Origin of the sequence: Candidatus Burkholderia verschuerenii, from assembly GCF_001189365.1 — a bacterium.
Taxonomy (GTDB): domain Bacteria; phylum Pseudomonadota; class Gammaproteobacteria; order Burkholderiales; family Burkholderiaceae; genus Caballeronia; species Caballeronia verschuerenii.
This window is the reverse complement of record NZ_LFJJ01000022.1, coordinates 1-16,541: the sequence shown is the minus strand read 5'-3', so window position 1 is coordinate 16,541 and position 16,541 is coordinate 1. Positions and strand designations below refer to the sequence as shown.

The following is a 16,541-nucleotide window of genomic DNA, read 5'->3' as shown; positions in this document are numbered from 1 at the left end:
GCTCGAACAGAAGCGGCAAAAGCCTGCCGCTTGCCGCGCAGCTTAGTCGCCGCGACGCGGCGCGCGAGCGCCTTCGTTGCGACGCGCGCTGTAGCCGTCGCGCTGGCCGTAGCCGCCGCCTTCCGAACGGTTGCCGCGATAACCGCCGCCTTCGCTGCGATAACCGCCGCCATTGCCGCGGTAGCCGCCTTCACGCGAACCGCCGCCGCTCGGCTTGCCGCCGAAGCCGCTGGCGTTGCTCGGGCCGTAGCCGCGACCGCCGCCGTTGCCGCTGCCAAAGCGCCGGCCACCACCGTTGCCGCCGCCCGGACGACCGCGACCGCCGCCGAAACCGGCCTTGGGCGGTGCCTTGCGCGGCTCGAAGCCCACGACGACGTTGACCGGCAGCGGTGCACGCACGAAACGCTCGATGCGCTTCAGCGCGCCCATTTCGGCGTGATGCACGAGGCTCACCGCGATGCCGGTGCGGCCCGCGCGGCCGGTACGGCCGATACGGTGCACGTAGTCTTCCGCGAACTTCGGCAGATCGTAGTTGAAGACGTGCGTGATGCCCGGAATGTCGATGCCGCGTGCCGCGACATCGGTCGCGACCAGCACGCGCACGCGCTTTTCGCGCAGCGCGCGGATCGTGCGGTTACGCGCGCCTTGCGGCAGATCGCCGTGCAGCGCGGCGGATTCGAAACCCGCGTCGGCCAGACGGTTGGCGATCAGATCGGCATCGCTCTTGGTGGCCGTGAAAACGATCGCCTGATCGAGTTCGTCGGCGCGCAGCAGATGGTCGAGCAGACGATCCTTGTGATCGCGGTCGTCGACGTAATGCACGGTCTGCGCGATGTTGCTCTTGGCTTCGAGCTTCTGCACGATCTCGATGCGCTCCGGATCCTTCAGCAGGCGGCCGGTCAGCGACGAAATTTTGCCGTCGATGGTTGCCGAGAACAGCAGCGTCTGACGCGAAGCGGGCGTCGCGTCGACGATCCGCTCGATGTCTTCGATAAAGCCCATGTCGAGCATGCGGTCGGCTTCGTCGAGCACGAGCATGTTCAGTTCCGACAGATCGATGCGGCCGCGCTCCAGATGGTCGATCAGACGACCCGGCGTGGCGACCAGGATTTCGGGGTTCTTGGCGAGCAGCAACAACTGCTGGCCGTAGGCTACGCCGCCGAGAATGCTGACGGTGCGCAGACGGCGCAGATGCTTGCCGTACGTGGTCGCGGCGGTCGTGACCTGCATCGCCAGTTCGCGCGTCGGCGTGAGCACGAGCAGCTTCGGACGGGCGACCGGCATCGGACGGCGGCCGGGCTTGGCGTTCGGATCGCGTGGCTGACGCGGCTGCGACGCTTCCAGCTTTTGCAGTAGCGCGAATTTTTCGATGGCGGGCAGCATGAACGCGGCCGTCTTGCCCGAACCGGTCGGGCTGGAGACGAGCAGGTCGCGGCCGGCGAGCGCAGCGGGAATCGCGCGCTGCTGCACCGGCGTCGGGTTCTGATAACCGGCGGCGGTCAGCGCGGAGACGATTTCCGCCGACAAACCGAGCGATTCGAAAGAGGGACCTGCGGGCGTAGCGGGTGCTGCGGGCGTTTCGGTGGCGGGCGCGGGCGCCGTGCCGAGCGTTTGTGCTGCGATGTTATCCAACGGGCTAGGAGTGAAGCTCGAAGTCATGTCGTTCCTTGAAGCGGGAAATGAGGCGTCGGCGCCAATCGGCATACCCATGTCGTCGGATTCAGCGAGCGAAGAAACAGCGAGCAAATCGAAAAACGGGGGCACTCGCGCGAACATGCGGCGAGAATCTTTTTTAGAAGCTGTATCGGATACGTGGACTCGGGGAGGAGCCAACGTCAGCCTGATGCATAACAGGCCGAGAAACCCGCACCGCACTGTGCGATGCAAACAACGGACTGCCTAGCAGGGAAGGGACAGTTTCTAAACTGGATTGGGGCGAAACGCTACGAAGCGTCTGCTGGAGCCTTGCCCACCGTGGGCGAGCCGTGCGCAAACAGACGCGAATCGAGAGTATATCCGATTTTGCTGCACCGCGCCACATTTTGACGCATTTTCGCGCTAGGATCGGGCACGCAGGCGTCGGAACGGCGCGGCATCCGGGGAAATGGTGCGTTTAACTTGCTTCGCCGCGCTTCAGCGACTCGACCAGTTCCACATAGCGCTGCTTGGCGTCGTCGGCGGGCGTGCCTTTAAGCGCCGACCACGCTTCGTATTTGTATTTGCCGACGATATCCGTCAGGCCCGGCTTGTCGCCGTTCACGTCGCCGCTGCTGCCTTGCTTGAACAGCGCGTACAGGCGCAGCAGGGTGAGATTGCCGGGGCGTTCGGGGAGTTGCGTCACGTCGGTCTGCGCTTGCGCGAACTGCTGATCGATATCGGTCATCGAAGCTCCTGCGTGTTTTCGGGATGGACGGGCGATCTTAGCAAGCGCATCGCGCGCGGCGTTCGAGGCTTTCTTCGAAACGAGGCGCACTTCGATTCAAACGCGCTTCCGGCGCGCGCCGCACGCGATGCCGGAGGCGTTTCGGCGCGTCTCCCGCATTACAATACCGGCCATGACACGCACCGTTCTGCTCGCCCTCGATACCTCGACGGAGTTCTGCTCCGCCGCGCTTTTGCTCGCCGATGCCGCCGCGCCGGCCGCAACGCCTCCCGAATCGCCGCAATTTATCGACGGCGACGTGCGCGTCTGGTTCCGGCACGAAGCGACCGGCGCGGTATCGAGCACGCGGCTGCTGCCGATGGTGCGCGAACTGTTCGATGCTGCCGGCCTCGCGCTCGCCGATTGCAATGCCGTCGCGTTCGGCGCGGGGCCGGGGTCGTTCACCGGTTTGCGCACGGCGACGGGCGTCGCGCAAGGGCTGGCGTTCGGGCTGAACGTGCCGGTCGTGCCGGTCAGCACGCTCGCCGCCTGCGCGGAGGCCGCGCGCCTGCGTATGCCATCGCTGCCGCCGCGCGTGCTGGTCGTGCTCGATGCGCGCATGGACGAAGCCTACTGGGCCGTCTACGAAGCCGACGATGCATCCGCCGACTGGCGCACGCTGCATCCCGCTTCGCTCGATGCCCCCGCCGCGCTGCCTTTGCCCGATGCGCCGTTCGCACTCGCGGGCAACGCCGCCGATGCCTTCGGCGACCGGCTGCCCGCGCTGGCGGCGGCAGCGCTGGTCGATCGCGAGGCGCTGCCGCATGCCTTGCCGGTCGCGCTGATCGCTTTGCGCGCGTGGCGCGACGGCCGCACGATTCCGGCGGATCAGGCCGCGCCCGAGTACATCCGCAACAAGGTCGCGCAGACCACCGCCGAGCGCATGGAAGCGAAGAAGGGCGCGCCGAACGCGGAGGCGCTTCGGTGAGCGGCGTTTTGCTCGTAGATCGGTATCTCACACCGATGACCGAAGCCGATCTCGACGAAGTCGCCGCCGTCGAGAAACTCGCCTACGAATTTCCGTGGAGCCGCGGCAATTTTCAGGATTCGCTGCGCAACGGTTATCACGGCGTCTGTCTGCGGCATGTGACGGGCACGCTGATCGGCTATTGCGTGCTGATGCCCGTGGTCGACGAAATGCATCTGCTGAATCTGTGCGTCGCGCCGTCGGCGCAGCGCGCGGGCGCGGGCTTGACGCTGCTGCGCGAAGCGGTGCGTATCGCGCGGGTGGAAAAGCTCGAAGGCATGCTGCTCGAAGTGCGACCGTCCAATCCGCGCGCGATCCTACTTTACGAGCGCTTCGGCTTCGTGGCGATCGGCCGGCGCAAAAATTATTACCCCGCGCGGCATCGCATGCGCGAGGACGCAATCGTCATGCGTCTGGTGTTTCCGAAGGAGAGTCTGCATGGCATTCGATGAGATCCTGCTCGACGAATTGGGCATCGGCACGGTCTGGGTGCGGCGGCGGATGGCGGAAGCCGGTGCGTCGGTGGAAACGCCGGTCGTCGCGGTCGCGAAAGCGGAGCCGACGGGTGATGTCGCGGCGAAGGAATCGCAGGCGCCGCAAGCGGAAGCAAGCATCACGAAGCGCGAAGAGCCCGTGCAGGCGCGAGCGCCGCAAGCCGAAGCGCGCCCGGCAAAACGCGCCGAATCGCCGTCCGTCGATCCCGACCTCCCGCCGCTCGAAGCCTACGACGATCTCCCGTGGACCGACGAAGCCCCGATTCACGAGCCGTCGATCGAGCAAGCCGCCGCGCCCGACGATATCCCCACGCTCGACTGGGACGCGCTCGCCGCGCGCGTGTCGGATTGCCAGCGCTGCCGCCTGTGCGAACGCCGTACCAATACGGTCTTCGGCGTCGGCGATCGCGAAGCCGACTGGATGCTGATCGGCGAAGCGCCCGGCGAGAACGAGGACAAGCAGGGCGAACCGTTCGTCGGACAGGCCGGCAAGCTGCTCGACAACATGCTGCGTTCGCTGACCTTGTCGCGCGAATCGAACGTGTATATCGCCAATGTGATCAAGTGCCGGCCGCCCGGCAATCGCAATCCCGAACTCGAGGAAGTGGCGCGCTGCGAGCCGTTCCTGCAACGGCAGGTCGCGCTGGTGAAGCCGAAGGTGATCGTCGCGCTCGGGCGCTTCGCCGCGCAGAGTCTGCTCAAGATCGAGGCGAGCATCGCGTCCTTGCGCGGGCGCGTGCACGAATATCATGGCGTGCCGGTGGTGGTCACGTATCACCCAGCGTATCTGCTGCGCAGCTTGCCCGACAAATCGAAGGCGTGGGCCGATCTGTGCCTCGCGCGCGGTGCGTATCGCGATGCGCTCGAGAAGCTTGGCGTGCAGCCATCGGCGGACGACGGCGCGAGGAAGGGCGCACGCTGATGACCGAACTCGCGCGGCTCGTCGATCGCTTCGAGGACGTGACCGTGCGGGATCTGGCCTGTCTGCTGTTTGCGCCCGATCTGCTGCGCGCAAGCGCTGCCGGTGCGCCGCTCGCGCGGCCTTTCGCATCGCCGGAAGAGCGCGATGCCGTGCTCGGCTGGCTCTCGACGCTCGATGCCGCGCCCGACGCCTTCCACCTCCACGCACGCGATCCGAAGTTCACGCGCCTCGGCGTCTATGCCGAAAGCCTGCTCGGGTACTTCATCGCGCACGGGCCGACCACGCGCCTGATTGCGGCGAACGTGCCGTTGCGCTGGCAGCGTCGCACCATCGGCGAAGGCGATTTTCTGCTGGAGAACGAGGCGGGCACGCGCCTGCATTGGGAACTGGCGGTCAAGTTCTATCTGCATATCGGCGATGACACGCCGCGCGTTGCCCGACTCGCCGATTACGTCGGGCCGAATCTGCAGGATCGCTTCGATCTGAAGCACGCGCGGCTGGTCACGCATCAACTGGCGCTGACGTCGCGCGCCGAGTTCGCGGCGTTGAAGCTCGACGGTCCGTGGCTGCCGCAATCGATCGTCAAGGACCGGTTGTTCTATCACGGCGATGCCGCGCCCGAAGTCGTCCCCGACGTCGCGCCCGAAGTCGCCGACGACCATCTGCGCGGCTGGTGGATGACGGCGTCGGAATGGCACGCATCGCATGGCGCGAGCGCGCGCGACGATCACGCGTGGGTCGTGCAGCCGCGCATGGCGTGGCTGGCGTCGCGCCGGCTGTATGCGGCCGATGCAGACGCGTTATTGGCCGATGCCGCCACGATTCACACGCAACTGGCATCGATCGCCGCGCCGACGATGCTCGCCTCTTACGCGCGCGACGACACCGGCGCGTGGCGCGAGGACACGCGCGGTTTTATCGTGCCGGACGATTGGCCGGAGCGGGCGAGAGCGTACGCGGCGCGCACGCTTTAGCGCTGAGAAACGCTCACAACCAGCGGAAAAAATGATGCACCGGCCCGACGCCGTGCCCGACGTCGAGCCGCGTGCTCGCTTCGATCGCGCCGGTCAGATAGCGCTTGGCTTCGGCGGTGGCCGTGGCGAGATCGCCGCTTTGCGGCGCGAGAGCCGCAATCGCCGACGACAGCGTGCAGCCGGTGCCGTGCGTGTTCTTCAGCGGCACGCGCGCGCCGCCCAAACGCAGCGCGCCGTTCGCTTCGATCAGCCAGTCGGGACTGTCGGACGACGCGAGATGCCCGCCATTCATCAGCACGGCCCGAGCGCCGAGCGCGCGCAACGCTTCGCCTTGCCGCACCATTTCGTCTTCGTCGGCGGCACTCTGCACGCCGAGCAACGCGGCGGCTTCCGGCAGATTCGGCGTGACGATGGTCGCGAGCGGCAGCAGTTCGTCGCGCAGCGCGGCGACGGCTTCCGGCGCGAGCAGCGCGTGATTGCTCTTGGAAATCATCACGGTATCGAGCACAACATGTTTCGGCCGATAGCGCCGCAAGGCATCGGCGACCGCGCGCACGATGCCCGCGTTCGCCAGCATGCCGATCTTCACGGCGTCGATGCGGATATCGTCGAATACGGCGTCGAGTTGCGCGGTGATGAACGCCGGTTCCGGCGCATGCACGGCCGTGACGCCGCGCGTGTTCTGCGCGGTCAGCGCCGTGACGACCGACAGGCCGTAAGCGCCGAGCGCGGAAAACGCCTTGAGATCGGCCTGAATGCCCGCGCCGCCGCCCGAATCGGAACCGGCGATGGTGAGCGCGTTGGGAATGGATGTCGTCGATGTCATGGCGTGTGAATCAGGAACGGGATTGCGCGATGGTCGCGGCCAGCGCCGCCGCCGCGTCGCGCGGATTCGAGGCGCGGCAGATCGCGGAGACGACCGCGATGCCGTCGGGCTTCGCGCGCATCACGTCGGCGGCGTTGTCGGCCTGAATGCCACCGATGGCGACGGTCGGAAACCGCGCGCGGGCGCGAATCGCCGCGATGCCGTCGATGCCGCACGGCGCGGACGCATCGGCCTTGGTGGGCGTCGCCCAGACCGGACCCGCGCCGACGTAGTCGATCACGCCTGCGAAGCGGTCGGCATCTTCGGCTTCTGCGAGATTGGACACCGACAGGCCGATCAGCGCGTCGGGTCCGAGCAGTTTGCGCGTGACATCGGCGGGCAGATCGCGCTGGCCGACATGCACGCCGTCCGCGCCGACCGCGAGCGCCACATCCACATGATCGTTGATCACGAACGGCACGCGATGCGTCCGCGCGATCGGCAGCACATCGCGCGCGAGCTCGAACCACGCGCGCTTGTGCCACTCGGGCGCGCGCAGTTGCACGAGCGTGACGCCGCCTTCGAGTGCGGCGCGCGCCACCGCGATCGCCGCGTCGTGGCCGCCGCACTGCACGGGATCGAGAACGAGATAAAGCGAAAGATCGAACGATGCGCGCATGATCAGGCGGACGCGATATCGCGCTGCACGAGCGTTTTGTCGAAGGTGGCTTCGTCGACGGAGGCGAGCCGGTCGAGATACGCCACCGCGAAACTGCCGGGCATCGCGGCATCGCGTGCGGCGAGTTCGCCGGCGATGGTCGAATACGCGATGGCCGCGACCGTCGCATCGAACCATTCCGCGCGCGATGCCGCGCCGACGAATGCCGCGACCGTCGCCGACAGCGCGCAGCCGACGCCGGTCACGCGCGTCATCAGCGGCGAGCCATTGGCGAGCGCGACGACGCGTTTGCCATCGGTGATGTAATCGGTCGCGCCGGTGACCGCGACGATCGCCTGCGTTTTCAGCGCGAGCACTTGCGCGGCGTCGAGCGCGGCATCCGTCGCGGCGGTGCTGTCGACGCCGCGGCCGCTCGCCGCGCCACCCGACAAACTGATGATTTCCGAAGCGTTGCCGCGAATCACGGCGGGTTTCGCATCGAGCAGATCGAAGGCGAAGGCGGTGCGGAACGACAACGGGCCGACCGCGACCGGATCGAGCGCCCACGGCGTGCCGGCATCGCGGGCGGCGTCGACGGCCAGGCGGATGGCGCGCGCCTGCGGTTCGTCGAGCGTGCCGAGATTGACGGACAGCGCACTCGCGATCGGCGCGAATTCCGCGACTTCCTCGCGCGCGACGACCATCGCGGGCGCGGCGCCGATGGCGAGCAGCACGTTGGCGGTGAAATTGGTGACGACGAGATTCGTCAGGCAATGCACGAGCGGCGCGCCGGAGCGCACCCGCGTGACATGGGAAAAGAGATCGGCTGAGCGCATGATCGGGAAAGCTTAGCCGATTCGCGCGCGGAATGCGCCTTCATCGCGGCAAATCGAGCGTGGCGAAAGCTTCAGTGCCGCGCCTCGCCGATCAGCGCGACGGAATCGAACGCGCGCTGATTCGCCTGATGACGGCGCATGACGAAGTACATCATCAGACACACGAACGAGCCGAACATCATGATCACGAACTGGATCGGCATGTCGAGCCACACCAGCAGCGCGTACAGGCACAGCATGATCAGCACCGACAGATTTTCGTTGAAGTTCTGCACGGCGATGGAATGCCCGGCCGACAGCAGCACGTGTCCGCGATGCTGGAGCAGCGCGTTCATCGGCACGACGAAAAAGCCCGACAAACCGCCGACGACCATCAGGAACAGATAGGCGATCAGCAGATAACCGGGGAAATGCATCTTGCCGAAATAGATGCCCCAATGCGCCGGGAACAGATGACGCGTGTAGAACGCCATGATCATCACCGCGATGCCCATGACGATGCCGACCGGCAATACCGACAGCGAGCGTTTGAGCGGCACGCGCGCCGCCGCGAGTACCGCGCCGACCGCCACGCCCACGGCGATCACGGCCTGCAGGATGGCGGCTTGCGAGAGCGTCATGCCGAGCGAGACTTCCGCCCATTTGAGCACGATGAACTGCAGCGTCGCGCCCGCGCCCCAGAAGAGCGTCGTCACCGCGAGCGAAATCTGGCCGAGCTTGTCGCGCCACAGCGTGACGAAGCAGTCGGCGAAATCGGTGATGAGCTTGATCGGCCGCGTTTCCTGCTTCGGATAGCGCGCGCCGGTATCGGGAATGCGCAGGTTGAAGATCGCGGCGACCACGTACATCGCCATGATGACGAGCATCGCGGCTTCGGCGGGCGTGTTGATGCGCGGGATGTGATACGACAGCAGATGACTCGCGACCAGCGGATTGATGAGCGCGCCGCCCATCACCGTGCCGAGAATGATCGAGCCGACCGTCGTCCCTTCGATCCATCCATTGGCCGCGACCAGCCTGTCGGGCGGCAGCAGTTCGGTGAGAATGCCGTACTTCGCGGGCGAATACGCCGCCGCGCCGAAGCCGACGATGCCGTAAGCGAGCAACGGATGCGCGCCGAACAGCATCGTGAGGCAGCCGACCACCTTGATGGAGTTGGTCACGAACATCACATGACCCTTGGGCCGCGAATCCGCGAACGCGCCCACGAAAGCGGCCAATATCACGTAGGACAGGACGAAGAACAGCTTGAGCAGCGGCGTCATCCAGTTGGGCGCATGGAGGTCTTTCAGCAGTGCGATGGCAGCGATCAGTAAAGCGTTATCGGCCAACGATGAGAAAAACTGCGCGGCCATGATGGTGTAAAAACCTTTTTTCATCTGATCCGAAGCTTTCCTCACTGCGGGTGATCCGCCCCGAACGCTCGCCATGCCGCGCGTCTTGCGTCCGGGCTTATGCCTGTCGAAATAGGTTGTGCGCACGGCTTTATAACACGAAAATAGGCGCATTCTGACTAGCAGTAATCTCGATCGCGTGCGAAAACACACGATCGTGCGCCGATTTCCTCATAAGATACTGATTCGCAAGGCATCCGGGACGTGAAAGCCAGGCGCTTTTCGACCCGCCGCGCGAATTGCAAGACCACTGAATACTCATGCCGCGCCCCCTGTCAGCTACGATTCATACCGCCGCACTCGCCAACAACCTCGCCGTCGCGCGCAAGTACGCGCCGAAATCCCGGATCTGGGCCGTCGTCAAGGCCAATGCGTATGGCCACGGACTCGCGCGAGCGTTCCCCGGATTGCGTGCGACCGACGGATTCGGTCTTCTCGACCTCGAAGAGGCCGCGAAGTTGCGTGAATTGGGCTGGGCCGGCCCGATTCTTCTGCTGGAAGGCTTTTTCCGGCCGACCGATATCGACGTGATCGACCGCTACAGCCTGACCACCGCCGTCCACTGCGACGAGCAATTGCGCATGCTGGAAATGGCGCGCCTGTCCAAGCCGGTCAATATTCAGCTGAAGATGAACAGCGGCATGAACCGGCTCGGCTACACGCCGGAGAAGTATCGGGCGGCGTGGGAGCGGGCGCGGGCGGTGCAGGGCGTCGGCCAGATCACGCTCATGACCCATTTCTCCGATGCGGACGGCCCGCGCGGCATCGCGCATCAGCTGGAGGCGTTCGAGCGCGGCGCGGAAGGCATCGCGGGGGCGCGCAGCCTGGCGAATTCGGCAGCGGTGCTGTGGCATCCGGATGCGCAGTTCGACTGGGTGCGGCCGGGCATCATCCTGTACGGCGCGTCGCCGTCGGGCAAGACCGCGGATATCGACGGCATCGGACTCAAGCCGGCGATGACGCTGTCGTCCGAAATCATCGCCGTGCAGACGGTCGACGCGGGGCACAGCATCGGCTACGGCTCGACGTATGTCGCGGACAAGCCGACCAAGATCGGCATCGTCGCGTGCGGCTATGCGGACGGGTATCCGCGTATCGCGCCGGAAGGCACGCCGGTGATCGTCGAGGGCGTGAGGACGCAGCTCGTCGGCCGCGTGTCGATGGACATGCTGACCGTCGATCTGACGCCGTGTCCCGGTGCGGGCATCGGTTCGCGCGTCGAGTTGTGGGGCGAACATCTGCCGATCGACGACGTGGCGAGTTCGTGCGGCACCATCGGCTACGAGCTGATGTGCGCGATCGCCCAGCGCGTGCCGGTCCGCGCGGAATGACGCGTTTCCAGAACACGAAGAACGAAAACTCGACGCAAGGCACGGTGTGGCAAAAATAGCGAAAGCAAAGACGCTCTACGTCTGTAGCGAATGTGGCGCGCAGTCGCCGAAATGGACGGGGCAGTGCGCGGCATGCCACGCCTGGAACACGTTGACGGAATCGGTCGCGGAAACGCCTTCGGCGCATCGCTTCCAGGCGCTGGCGAAAAGCTCGCCGGTGCGACGGCTCGCGGAAATCGAAGCGGCGGACGTGCCGCGCTTCACGACCGGCGTCGGCGAATTCGATCGCGTGCTGGGCGGCGGTCTGGTGCCGGGCGGCGTCGTGCTGATCGGCGGCGATCCGGGTATCGGCAAGTCGACCTTGCTGCTGCAATCGCTGGCGGAAATCGCGCGCGAGCGGCCCGCGCTTTATGTCAGCGGCGAGGAATCGGGCGAGCAGATCGCGTTGCGCGCGCAACGGCTCGGGCTGATCGGCAAGGACAGCGCTGCCGCCGATCTCGGCCTGCTCGCCGAAATCCAGCTCGAAAAAATTCAGGCGACCATCGACGAGCAACGGCCCGAAGTCGCCGTCATCGACTCGATCCAGACCATCTATTCGGAAGCGCTGATGTCCGCGCCGGGTTCGGTCGCGCAGGTGCGCGAGTGCGCCGCGCAACTGACGCGCATCGCCAAACAGACCGGCACGGCGATCATCATGGTCGGCCATGTGACGAAGGAAGGCAGTCTCGCAGGGCCGCGTGTGCTCGAACATATCGTGGACACCGTGCTGTATTTCGAAGGCGATACGCACTCGTCGTTCCGTCTGGTGCGCGCGTTCAAGAATCGTTTCGGCGCGGTGAACGAACTCGGCGTGTTCGCGATGACCGAGCGCGGCCTGCGCGGCGTCGCCAATCCGTCGGCGCTGTTTTTGTCGCAGCACGAGCAGAGCGTTGCGGGCTCGTGCGTGCTGGTCACGCAGGAAGGCTCGCGTCCGCTGCTGGTCGAAGTGCAGGCGCTGGTCGATACCGCGCATGTGCCCAACCCGCGCCGGCTTGCGGTCGGGCTGGAGCAGAACCGGCTCGCGCTGTTGCTGGCGGTGCTGCATCGGCATGCGGGCATTGCGTGTTTCGATCAGGACGTGTTTCTCAACGCGGTCGGCGGCGTCAAGATCACCGAGCCGGCGGCCGATCTGGCCGTGCTGCTCGCGATTCATTCGTCGATGCGCAACAAGCCGCTGCCCAAGGGCTTGATCACGTTCGGCGAAGTCGGTCTGGCTGGCGAGATTCGTCCGTCGCCGCGCGGTCAGGATCGCCTGAAGGAAGCCGCCAAGCTCGGCTTTTCGATCGCGCTGATCCCGAAAGCCAACGCGCCGAAGCAGGCGATCGACGGGCTGAAGGTGATCGCCGTCGACCGGATCGAGGAGGTGATCGATCGTGTCCGCGATCTCGAATGATTGCTGACGCGAACATGGCGCGATGCTGCGCCTCATCGCACTTTTCGTAACGCATCGTAAAAAAAGCGTCTCGACCTGTAACCTATTTAAGGTTCGACGTCCCTATCCTTTCAGTGCTACGGAACCAGTCAACCCAGCCGAGGCTCTCAGACAGGCGAAGTGACCGGAAGGATCGAGAGGACCACGCTTTGAAACAAGCCAAATCAACCCGGCCGAAAGCCGCGTTCCATCTGCGCGGCTGCCGTGTGTCGCCACCGTTGCAGCAACCGTGGGACAACGGCTGCCGGATCGTCGAATGGATCGACGGCGAAGGGCAGATCTCGCGCCGTGTCGTCGCGGCCGATGTCACGGAAGACGAAGTCGTCGCGACCATTCGCCATCATGTGATGGGCCGCAAGCACGTGCTGATCGACGACGAACGCCAGCCGCGTCAGACGCTGCCGCGCCGTTGAGCTTTTTCAGCTTCGAAACAGCGGATGCACCGTCGCCTCCGCAGGCGTGAGCACCGGCGCGACACAGCAATCGAGCGGTTCGAGCAGCGCGATCCATTCGTCGCGCGTTCGCTCGCGGATCAGCGCGGCGAACTCCGCGCCGAGTTGCGCGGCATCCGCGCCGCCGATTGCCTGACCGAGACTCCAGTGCCGCGTCGCCCATTGCGGGCGGCCGATGGCATCGCAAAGCGTCTGCCAGAACTTCAGTTCCAGCGCGCCCACGGCGATAAACCGCTCATCTTTCGTTCGATACACGTTGTAGCAGGGCACGCCGCCGTTGAGCAGGCCGAAGCCCGCGCGCGTGCCGGCGTGATCGTCGTTGGCGAGCGCGATGTGCGCCATCACGTTATGCGTGTGCATCGCGTGGGTCATCGACACGTTCAGGCAGCGTCCCTCGCCGCCGCGCGCGACTTGCCAGAGCGCGGCGAGCATTTCCATCACGGCGGCCAGCGCGCCGCCCAGCAGATCCGCCAACTGAAAATTCGGCGCGATGGGCACGCCGTCGCGCGCGGCCAGTTGATCGAGCACGCCCGCATACGCGATGTAGTTGAGATCGTGGCCCGCCTTCCGCGCGAACGGGCCGTCGCCACCGTAGCCGGTGATCGCGCAATAGACCAGCTTCGGATTCGCCGCGCGCAGCACGTCATAGCCGACGCCGAGCCGCGCCATCACCGACGGACGGAAGCTTTCCACCAGCAAATCGGCATCGCGCGCGAGTTCGATCAGCTTCGCGCGGCCTTCCTCGGATTTCAGGTCGAGCGTCATCGTCCGCTTGTTGCGATTGACGATGCGCCAGAACGCGCTCGGCGTGCCGCTCTGCCGGTCCGCTTCGCTCTGGAACATCGAGCGCGCGTAATCGCCTTCGCCGGGCGGCTCGATCTTCAGGACATCCGCGCCGAGTTCGGCCAGCCGAAGCGTGGCGACAGGGCCGGGCAGGAGCCGCGTCAGATCGAGCACGCGCAGACCGCTGAGGGAAGGCGTCAAGGTGAGTCTCCGGTTATGAACCGCTAATCAACCGATCTGCTCGAGTTCCTCGTGGGCTTCGAGCCACTCCATTTCGAGCGTTTCGAGCCGCGCGCCGACTTCGCCCTGACGGCGGATCGTGTCGGTCAGCCGGGTTTTCTGCGCGGCCTCGTAACTCGCGGGATCGGCGACGAAGGCATCGAGTTGCGCCTTCTCCGCGTTGAGCTTCTCCATCTCCTTTTCGATTTTCGCGATGCGCGTCTGCAACGGCTTCTTCAGATGCGCGAGCTTCTGGCGCTCCTGCGCTTCCTGCTTGCGCTGCTCCTTGCGGTTCGGCGCATTGTCGGAAGGATTGGCCGCGCCGCTCGCATCCTTGGCGGCCGCGCGCGTTTCGGCGGCGTGTTGCAGCAGCCAGTCGCGAATCGTCGAGGTCGCCATCGAACGGATGCAGGCGATGCTTGGCCACCAGCATGAAGGTGTCCGTCGTTGCGCGCAGCAAGTGGCGATCGTGCGAGACGAGAATCAGCGTGCCTTCGAATTGCGCGAGCGCCATCGTCAGCGCGTGACGCGTTTCGAGGTCGAGGTGATTGGTCGGCTCGTCAAGCAGCAGCAGTTTCGGCTTCTGCCAGATGATCAGCGCCAGCCGCGCTTTTTCACCACCGGAGAACGGCGCGATTTTCGCGGTCGCCATGTCGCCGGAGAAATTGAAACTGCCGAGGAAGTCGCGCAGTTCCTGTTCGCGCGTATCGGGCGCGAGGCGAGCCAGATGCTGAAGCGCGGAGTCGTCGGGACGCAGCGTTTCCAGTTGATGCTGCGCGAAGTAGCCGATCTGCAGGCCCTTGCCCTGACGCACGGCGCCCGAGAGCGCGTCGAGCGTATGCGCCAGCGTCTTGATGAGCGTCGACTTGCCCTGACCGTTTGCGCCGAGCAGGCCGATGCGCTGGCCGTTCTGGATCGACAGCGTGACGTTTTCGACGATCGGAATTTCGTGGCCGTCGTCGCCGCGATAGCCGCAGCGCACGCCTTCCATGACCATCATCGGATTGGGCGCTGCGTCGGGCTCGCGGAACTCGAACGTGAAGGGCGAAGACGCATGCGCGGGCGCGATCAGCTCCATCTTTTCCAGCGCCTTGACGCGGCTCTGCGCCTGCTTGGCCTTGGTCGCCTTGGCTTTGAAACGGTCGATAAAGCTCTGCAAGTGCGCCACCGTGCGCTGCTGCTTTTCATACGCGCTCTGCTGCAACGCGAGTTGTTGCGCGCGCAGCACTTCGAACTGGCTGTAATTGCCGCCGTAGCGTTTGATCTGGCGATTCTCCAGATGCAGCGTGACGTTGCAGACCGAATCGAGAAACTCGCGATCGTACGAAATCACGACCAGCGTGCCCGGATAGCGGCCGAGCGAGTCTTCGAGCCAGACGATGGCGTCGAGGTCCAGGTGGTTGGTCGGTTCGTCGAGCAGCAGGAGGTCGGACGGACACATCAGCGCCTGCGCGAGATTCAGGCGCATGCGCCAGCCGCCGGAAAAGCTCGCGACCGGTTCGCGCGTCTGTTCGAGCGTGAAGCCCAGGCCGAGCAGCAGGGTTTCGGCGCGGGCGGGCGCGGTGTAGCCGTCGGCATCGGCGAAGGCGGCGTGCGCTTCGGCTTCGGCGACGCCGTCGTGTGCGGCGGATGCCTGCGCGATACGCGCTTCGATCGCGCGCAGATTCACGTCACCGTCGAGCGTATAGTCGAGCGCGGTGCGATCCACGGCGGGCGTTTCCTGCGCGACGTGCGCGATGCGCCACGACGGCGGCATCGCAAAGTCGCCACCGTCGGCGTGCAGTTCGCCGCGCAATACGGAGAACAGCGTGGACTTGCCCGCGCCGTTTGCGCCGACCAGACCGGCTTTCTCGCCCGGATTGAGCGTGAAGCTGGTCTCTTCGAAAAGCGGCTTGGTGCCGCGGGACAGGCTGAACTGGTTGAAGCGGATCACGGCGAAATGGCGGCGGGCGTTGAACGAAAGCGCTATTTTAGACCGGCCGGGTTTCGTCCGAGGGGTCGCCCGTTCGGCTAATAGCGGCCGCGGGTTGGTAGCATCGGCTATGCAAATCTCATCTGGAGCGAACATGAGCGACACACCGGGCAGCATCTACGACTTCACCGCCGAAACCATCGACGGCGCCGATCAAAGTCTCGATACCTATCGCGACAAGGTGCTGCTGATCGTCAACACGGCGAGCGAATGCGGGTTCACGCCGCAATACAAGGGCTTGCAGGAGGTTTATCAGCAGTTCGCGGCGCGCGGTTTCGCGGTGCTCGGGTTTCCGTGCAACCAGTTCGGCAAGCAGGAACCGGGCGATGCGGAGCAGATCGGCAGCTTTTGCGAAAAGAACTTCGGGGTGTCGTTTCCGATGTTTGAGAAGATCGACGTGAACGGGGCGAACGCGCATCCGCTGTACAAGTTTCTTAAGGACAAGGAGCCGGGGTTGCTTGGGATCGAGGTGATCAAGTGGAATTTCACCAAGTTTCTTGTTGATCGCAAGGGTAATGTCGTTAAGCGGTTTGCGCCGCAGACTAAGCCGGAGGCGATTGCTGATGATATTGAGCGGTTGCTCTGAGGGGGGCGTTGCTGGGGTCCTGCTGCTTCTGTTGGCTTGCTTTTTATGCAGTAACCGCCTCCCCGGCGGAGGGGTCACTTTCTTTGCGGCGGCAAAGAAAGTAACCAAAGAAAGCCGCTTGGCCGATCCTAGGTCCTGTTTACATTTAAGAGCGGCCCGAGCAGACACGATGGAGACAAAGGTGAGGTAGCTGTGGGCGAGTTTGTCATATCGAGTGGCGACGCGACGAAAATGCTTGATACGCTTAAAGAAGCG

At 65.1% G+C, this 16,541-nt stretch carries 15 protein-coding genes and 2 pseudogenes; 8 read left to right on the top strand and 9 right to left on the bottom strand.

The genetic code is table 11. From position 1 onward, the window contains the following. Positions 1–42: 42 nt before the first annotated feature. On the bottom strand, positions 43–1,659 hold the full coding sequence (locus tag BVER_RS06985; RefSeq protein ID WP_050452669.1) for a DEAD/DEAH box helicase: 1,617 nt from the start codon (positions 1,657–1,659) through the stop codon (positions 43–45). 454 nt (positions 1,660–2,113) lie between these two features. Next, entirely contained in the window at positions 2,114–2,383 is a 270-nt protein-coding gene (locus BVER_RS06980; RefSeq protein ID WP_050452668.1) for an acyl-CoA-binding protein, read from the bottom strand. A gap of 172 nt (positions 2,384–2,555) precedes the next feature. Here BVER_RS06980 and tsaB point away from each other — a divergent pair, with 172 nt between their 5' ends. The 4 genes from tsaB to BVER_RS06960 are packed head-to-tail and all read left to right on the top strand — an operon-like array spanning position 2,556 to position 5,779. Then, the gene (tsaB, locus tag BVER_RS06975) at positions 2,556–3,350 is read left to right on the top strand and encodes a tRNA (adenosine(37)-N6)-threonylcarbamoyltransferase complex dimerization subunit type 1 TsaB (RefSeq protein ID WP_050452667.1); all 795 of its coding nucleotides are present in this window, start codon (positions 2,556–2,558) and stop codon (positions 3,348–3,350) included. Further along, positions 3,347–3,841, top strand: a complete 495-nt coding sequence (rimI, locus tag BVER_RS06970; protein ID WP_050452666.1) for a ribosomal protein S18-alanine N-acetyltransferase — start codon at positions 3,347–3,349, stop codon at positions 3,839–3,841. Before tsaB ends, rimI begins: the two co-directional genes overlap by 4 nt. Beyond that, positions 3,828–4,805, top strand: coding sequence for a uracil-DNA glycosylase (locus tag BVER_RS06965; RefSeq protein ID WP_050452665.1), 978 nt, complete (start codon positions 3,828–3,830; stop codon positions 4,803–4,805). Before rimI ends, BVER_RS06965 begins: the two co-directional genes overlap by 14 nt. Further along, positions 4,805–5,779, top strand: a complete 975-nt coding sequence (locus BVER_RS06960) for a DUF1853 family protein (RefSeq protein WP_050452664.1) — start codon at positions 4,805–4,807, stop codon at positions 5,777–5,779. The genes BVER_RS06965 and BVER_RS06960 overlap by 1 nt, the downstream gene beginning before the upstream one ends. Before the next feature lie 13 nt (positions 5,780–5,792). Here the strand turns inward: BVER_RS06960 and thiD are convergent, their stop codons facing one another. The 4 genes from thiD to lplT all read right to left on the bottom strand — a co-directional run bounded on the left by thiD (position 5,793) and on the right by lplT (position 9,457). After that, complete coding sequence (thiD, locus tag BVER_RS06955; RefSeq protein ID WP_050452663.1) at positions 5,793–6,605, bottom strand: bifunctional hydroxymethylpyrimidine kinase/phosphomethylpyrimidine kinase; 813 nt, start codon at positions 6,603–6,605, stop codon at positions 5,793–5,795. A 10-nt stretch (positions 6,606–6,615) separates the two neighbouring features. Next, a complete protein-coding gene (gene thiE / locus BVER_RS06950) occupies positions 6,616–7,263 on the bottom strand; it encodes a thiamine phosphate synthase (RefSeq protein WP_050452662.1) in 648 nt (215 codons plus the stop codon). 2 nt (positions 7,264–7,265) lie between these two features. Continuing rightward, positions 7,266–8,078: a hydroxyethylthiazole kinase gene (gene thiM / locus BVER_RS06945; RefSeq protein WP_050452661.1), complete on the bottom strand. Its 813-nt coding sequence runs from the start codon at positions 8,076–8,078 to the stop codon at positions 7,266–7,268. A 71-nt stretch (positions 8,079–8,149) separates the two neighbouring features. After that, positions 8,150–9,457, bottom strand: coding sequence for a lysophospholipid transporter LplT (gene lplT / locus BVER_RS06940; RefSeq protein ID WP_050452660.1), 1,308 nt, complete (start codon positions 9,455–9,457; stop codon positions 8,150–8,152). Positions 9,458–9,732: 275 nt separating this feature from the next. Between lplT and alr the strand changes: the two genes are divergently transcribed. The 3 genes from alr (at position 9,733) to BVER_RS06925 (ending at position 12,687) form a co-directional block, all read left to right on the top strand. Next, positions 9,733–10,803, top strand: a complete 1,071-nt coding sequence (alr, locus tag BVER_RS06935) for an alanine racemase (RefSeq protein WP_050452659.1) — start codon at positions 9,733–9,735, stop codon at positions 10,801–10,803. A 55-nt stretch (positions 10,804–10,858) separates the two neighbouring features. After that, on the top strand, positions 10,859–12,235 hold the full coding sequence (gene radA / locus BVER_RS06930; RefSeq protein ID WP_050452692.1) for a DNA repair protein RadA: 1,377 nt from the start codon (positions 10,859–10,861) through the stop codon (positions 12,233–12,235). Positions 12,236–12,423: 188 nt separating this feature from the next. Beyond that, positions 12,424–12,687, top strand: coding sequence for a DUF2866 domain-containing protein (locus BVER_RS06925; protein WP_050452658.1), 264 nt, complete (start codon positions 12,424–12,426; stop codon positions 12,685–12,687). A 6-nt stretch (positions 12,688–12,693) separates the two neighbouring features. Here BVER_RS06925 and BVER_RS06920 read toward each other — a convergent pair whose 3' ends face one another. After that, positions 12,694–13,710 carry a CaiB/BaiF CoA transferase family protein gene (locus BVER_RS06920; RefSeq protein ID WP_050452657.1) on the bottom strand — a complete coding sequence of 339 codons (1,017 nt, stop codon included), beginning with the start codon at positions 13,708–13,710 and terminating at the stop codon, positions 12,694–12,696. 27 nt (positions 13,711–13,737) lie between these two features. Then, positions 13,738–15,661: pseudogene (locus BVER_RS06915) on the bottom strand (ATP-binding cassette domain-containing protein). Between the two features lie 133 nt (positions 15,662–15,794). Here BVER_RS06915 and BVER_RS06910 point away from each other — a divergent pair. Then, on the top strand, positions 15,795–16,286 hold the full coding sequence (locus tag BVER_RS06910; protein WP_050452656.1) for a glutathione peroxidase: 492 nt from the start codon (positions 15,795–15,797) through the stop codon (positions 16,284–16,286). A gap of 128 nt (positions 16,287–16,414) precedes the next feature. On the opposite strand, the pseudogene BVER_RS32400 reads toward BVER_RS06910, so the two are convergent. After that, positions 16,415–16,541: pseudogene (locus BVER_RS32400) on the bottom strand (IS5/IS1182 family transposase); the annotation flags it as partial.

Coding starts and splice junctions, on each gene's coding strand:
- BVER_RS06985 (WP_050452669.1), bottom strand. CDS start 1,659: ATGACTTCGAGCTTCACTCCTAGCCCGTTGGATAACATCGCAGCACAA.
- BVER_RS06980 (WP_050452668.1), bottom strand. CDS start 2,383: ATGACCGATATCGATCAGCAGTTCGCGCAAGCGCAGACCGACGTGACG.
- tsaB (WP_050452667.1), top strand. CDS start 2,556: ATGACACGCACCGTTCTGCTCGCCCTCGATACCTCGACGGAGTTCTGC.
- BVER_RS06965 (WP_050452665.1), top strand. CDS start 3,828: ATGGCATTCGATGAGATCCTGCTCGACGAATTGGGCATCGGCACGGTC.
- BVER_RS06960 (WP_050452664.1), top strand. CDS start 4,805: ATGACCGAACTCGCGCGGCTCGTCGATCGCTTCGAGGACGTGACCGTG.
- thiD (WP_050452663.1), bottom strand. CDS start 6,605: ATGACATCGACGACATCCATTCCCAACGCGCTCACCATCGCCGGTTCC.
- thiE (WP_050452662.1), bottom strand. CDS start 7,263: ATGCGCGCATCGTTCGATCTTTCGCTTTATCTCGTTCTCGATCCCGTG.
- thiM (WP_050452661.1), bottom strand. CDS start 8,078: ATGCGCTCAGCCGATCTCTTTTCCCATGTCACGCGGGTGCGCTCCGGC.
- lplT (WP_050452660.1), bottom strand. CDS start 9,457: ATGAAAAAAGGTTTTTACACCATCATGGCCGCGCAGTTTTTCTCATCG.
- alr (WP_050452659.1), top strand. CDS start 9,733: ATGCCGCGCCCCCTGTCAGCTACGATTCATACCGCCGCACTCGCCAAC.
- BVER_RS06910 (WP_050452656.1), top strand. CDS start 15,795: ATGAGCGACACACCGGGCAGCATCTACGACTTCACCGCCGAAACCATC.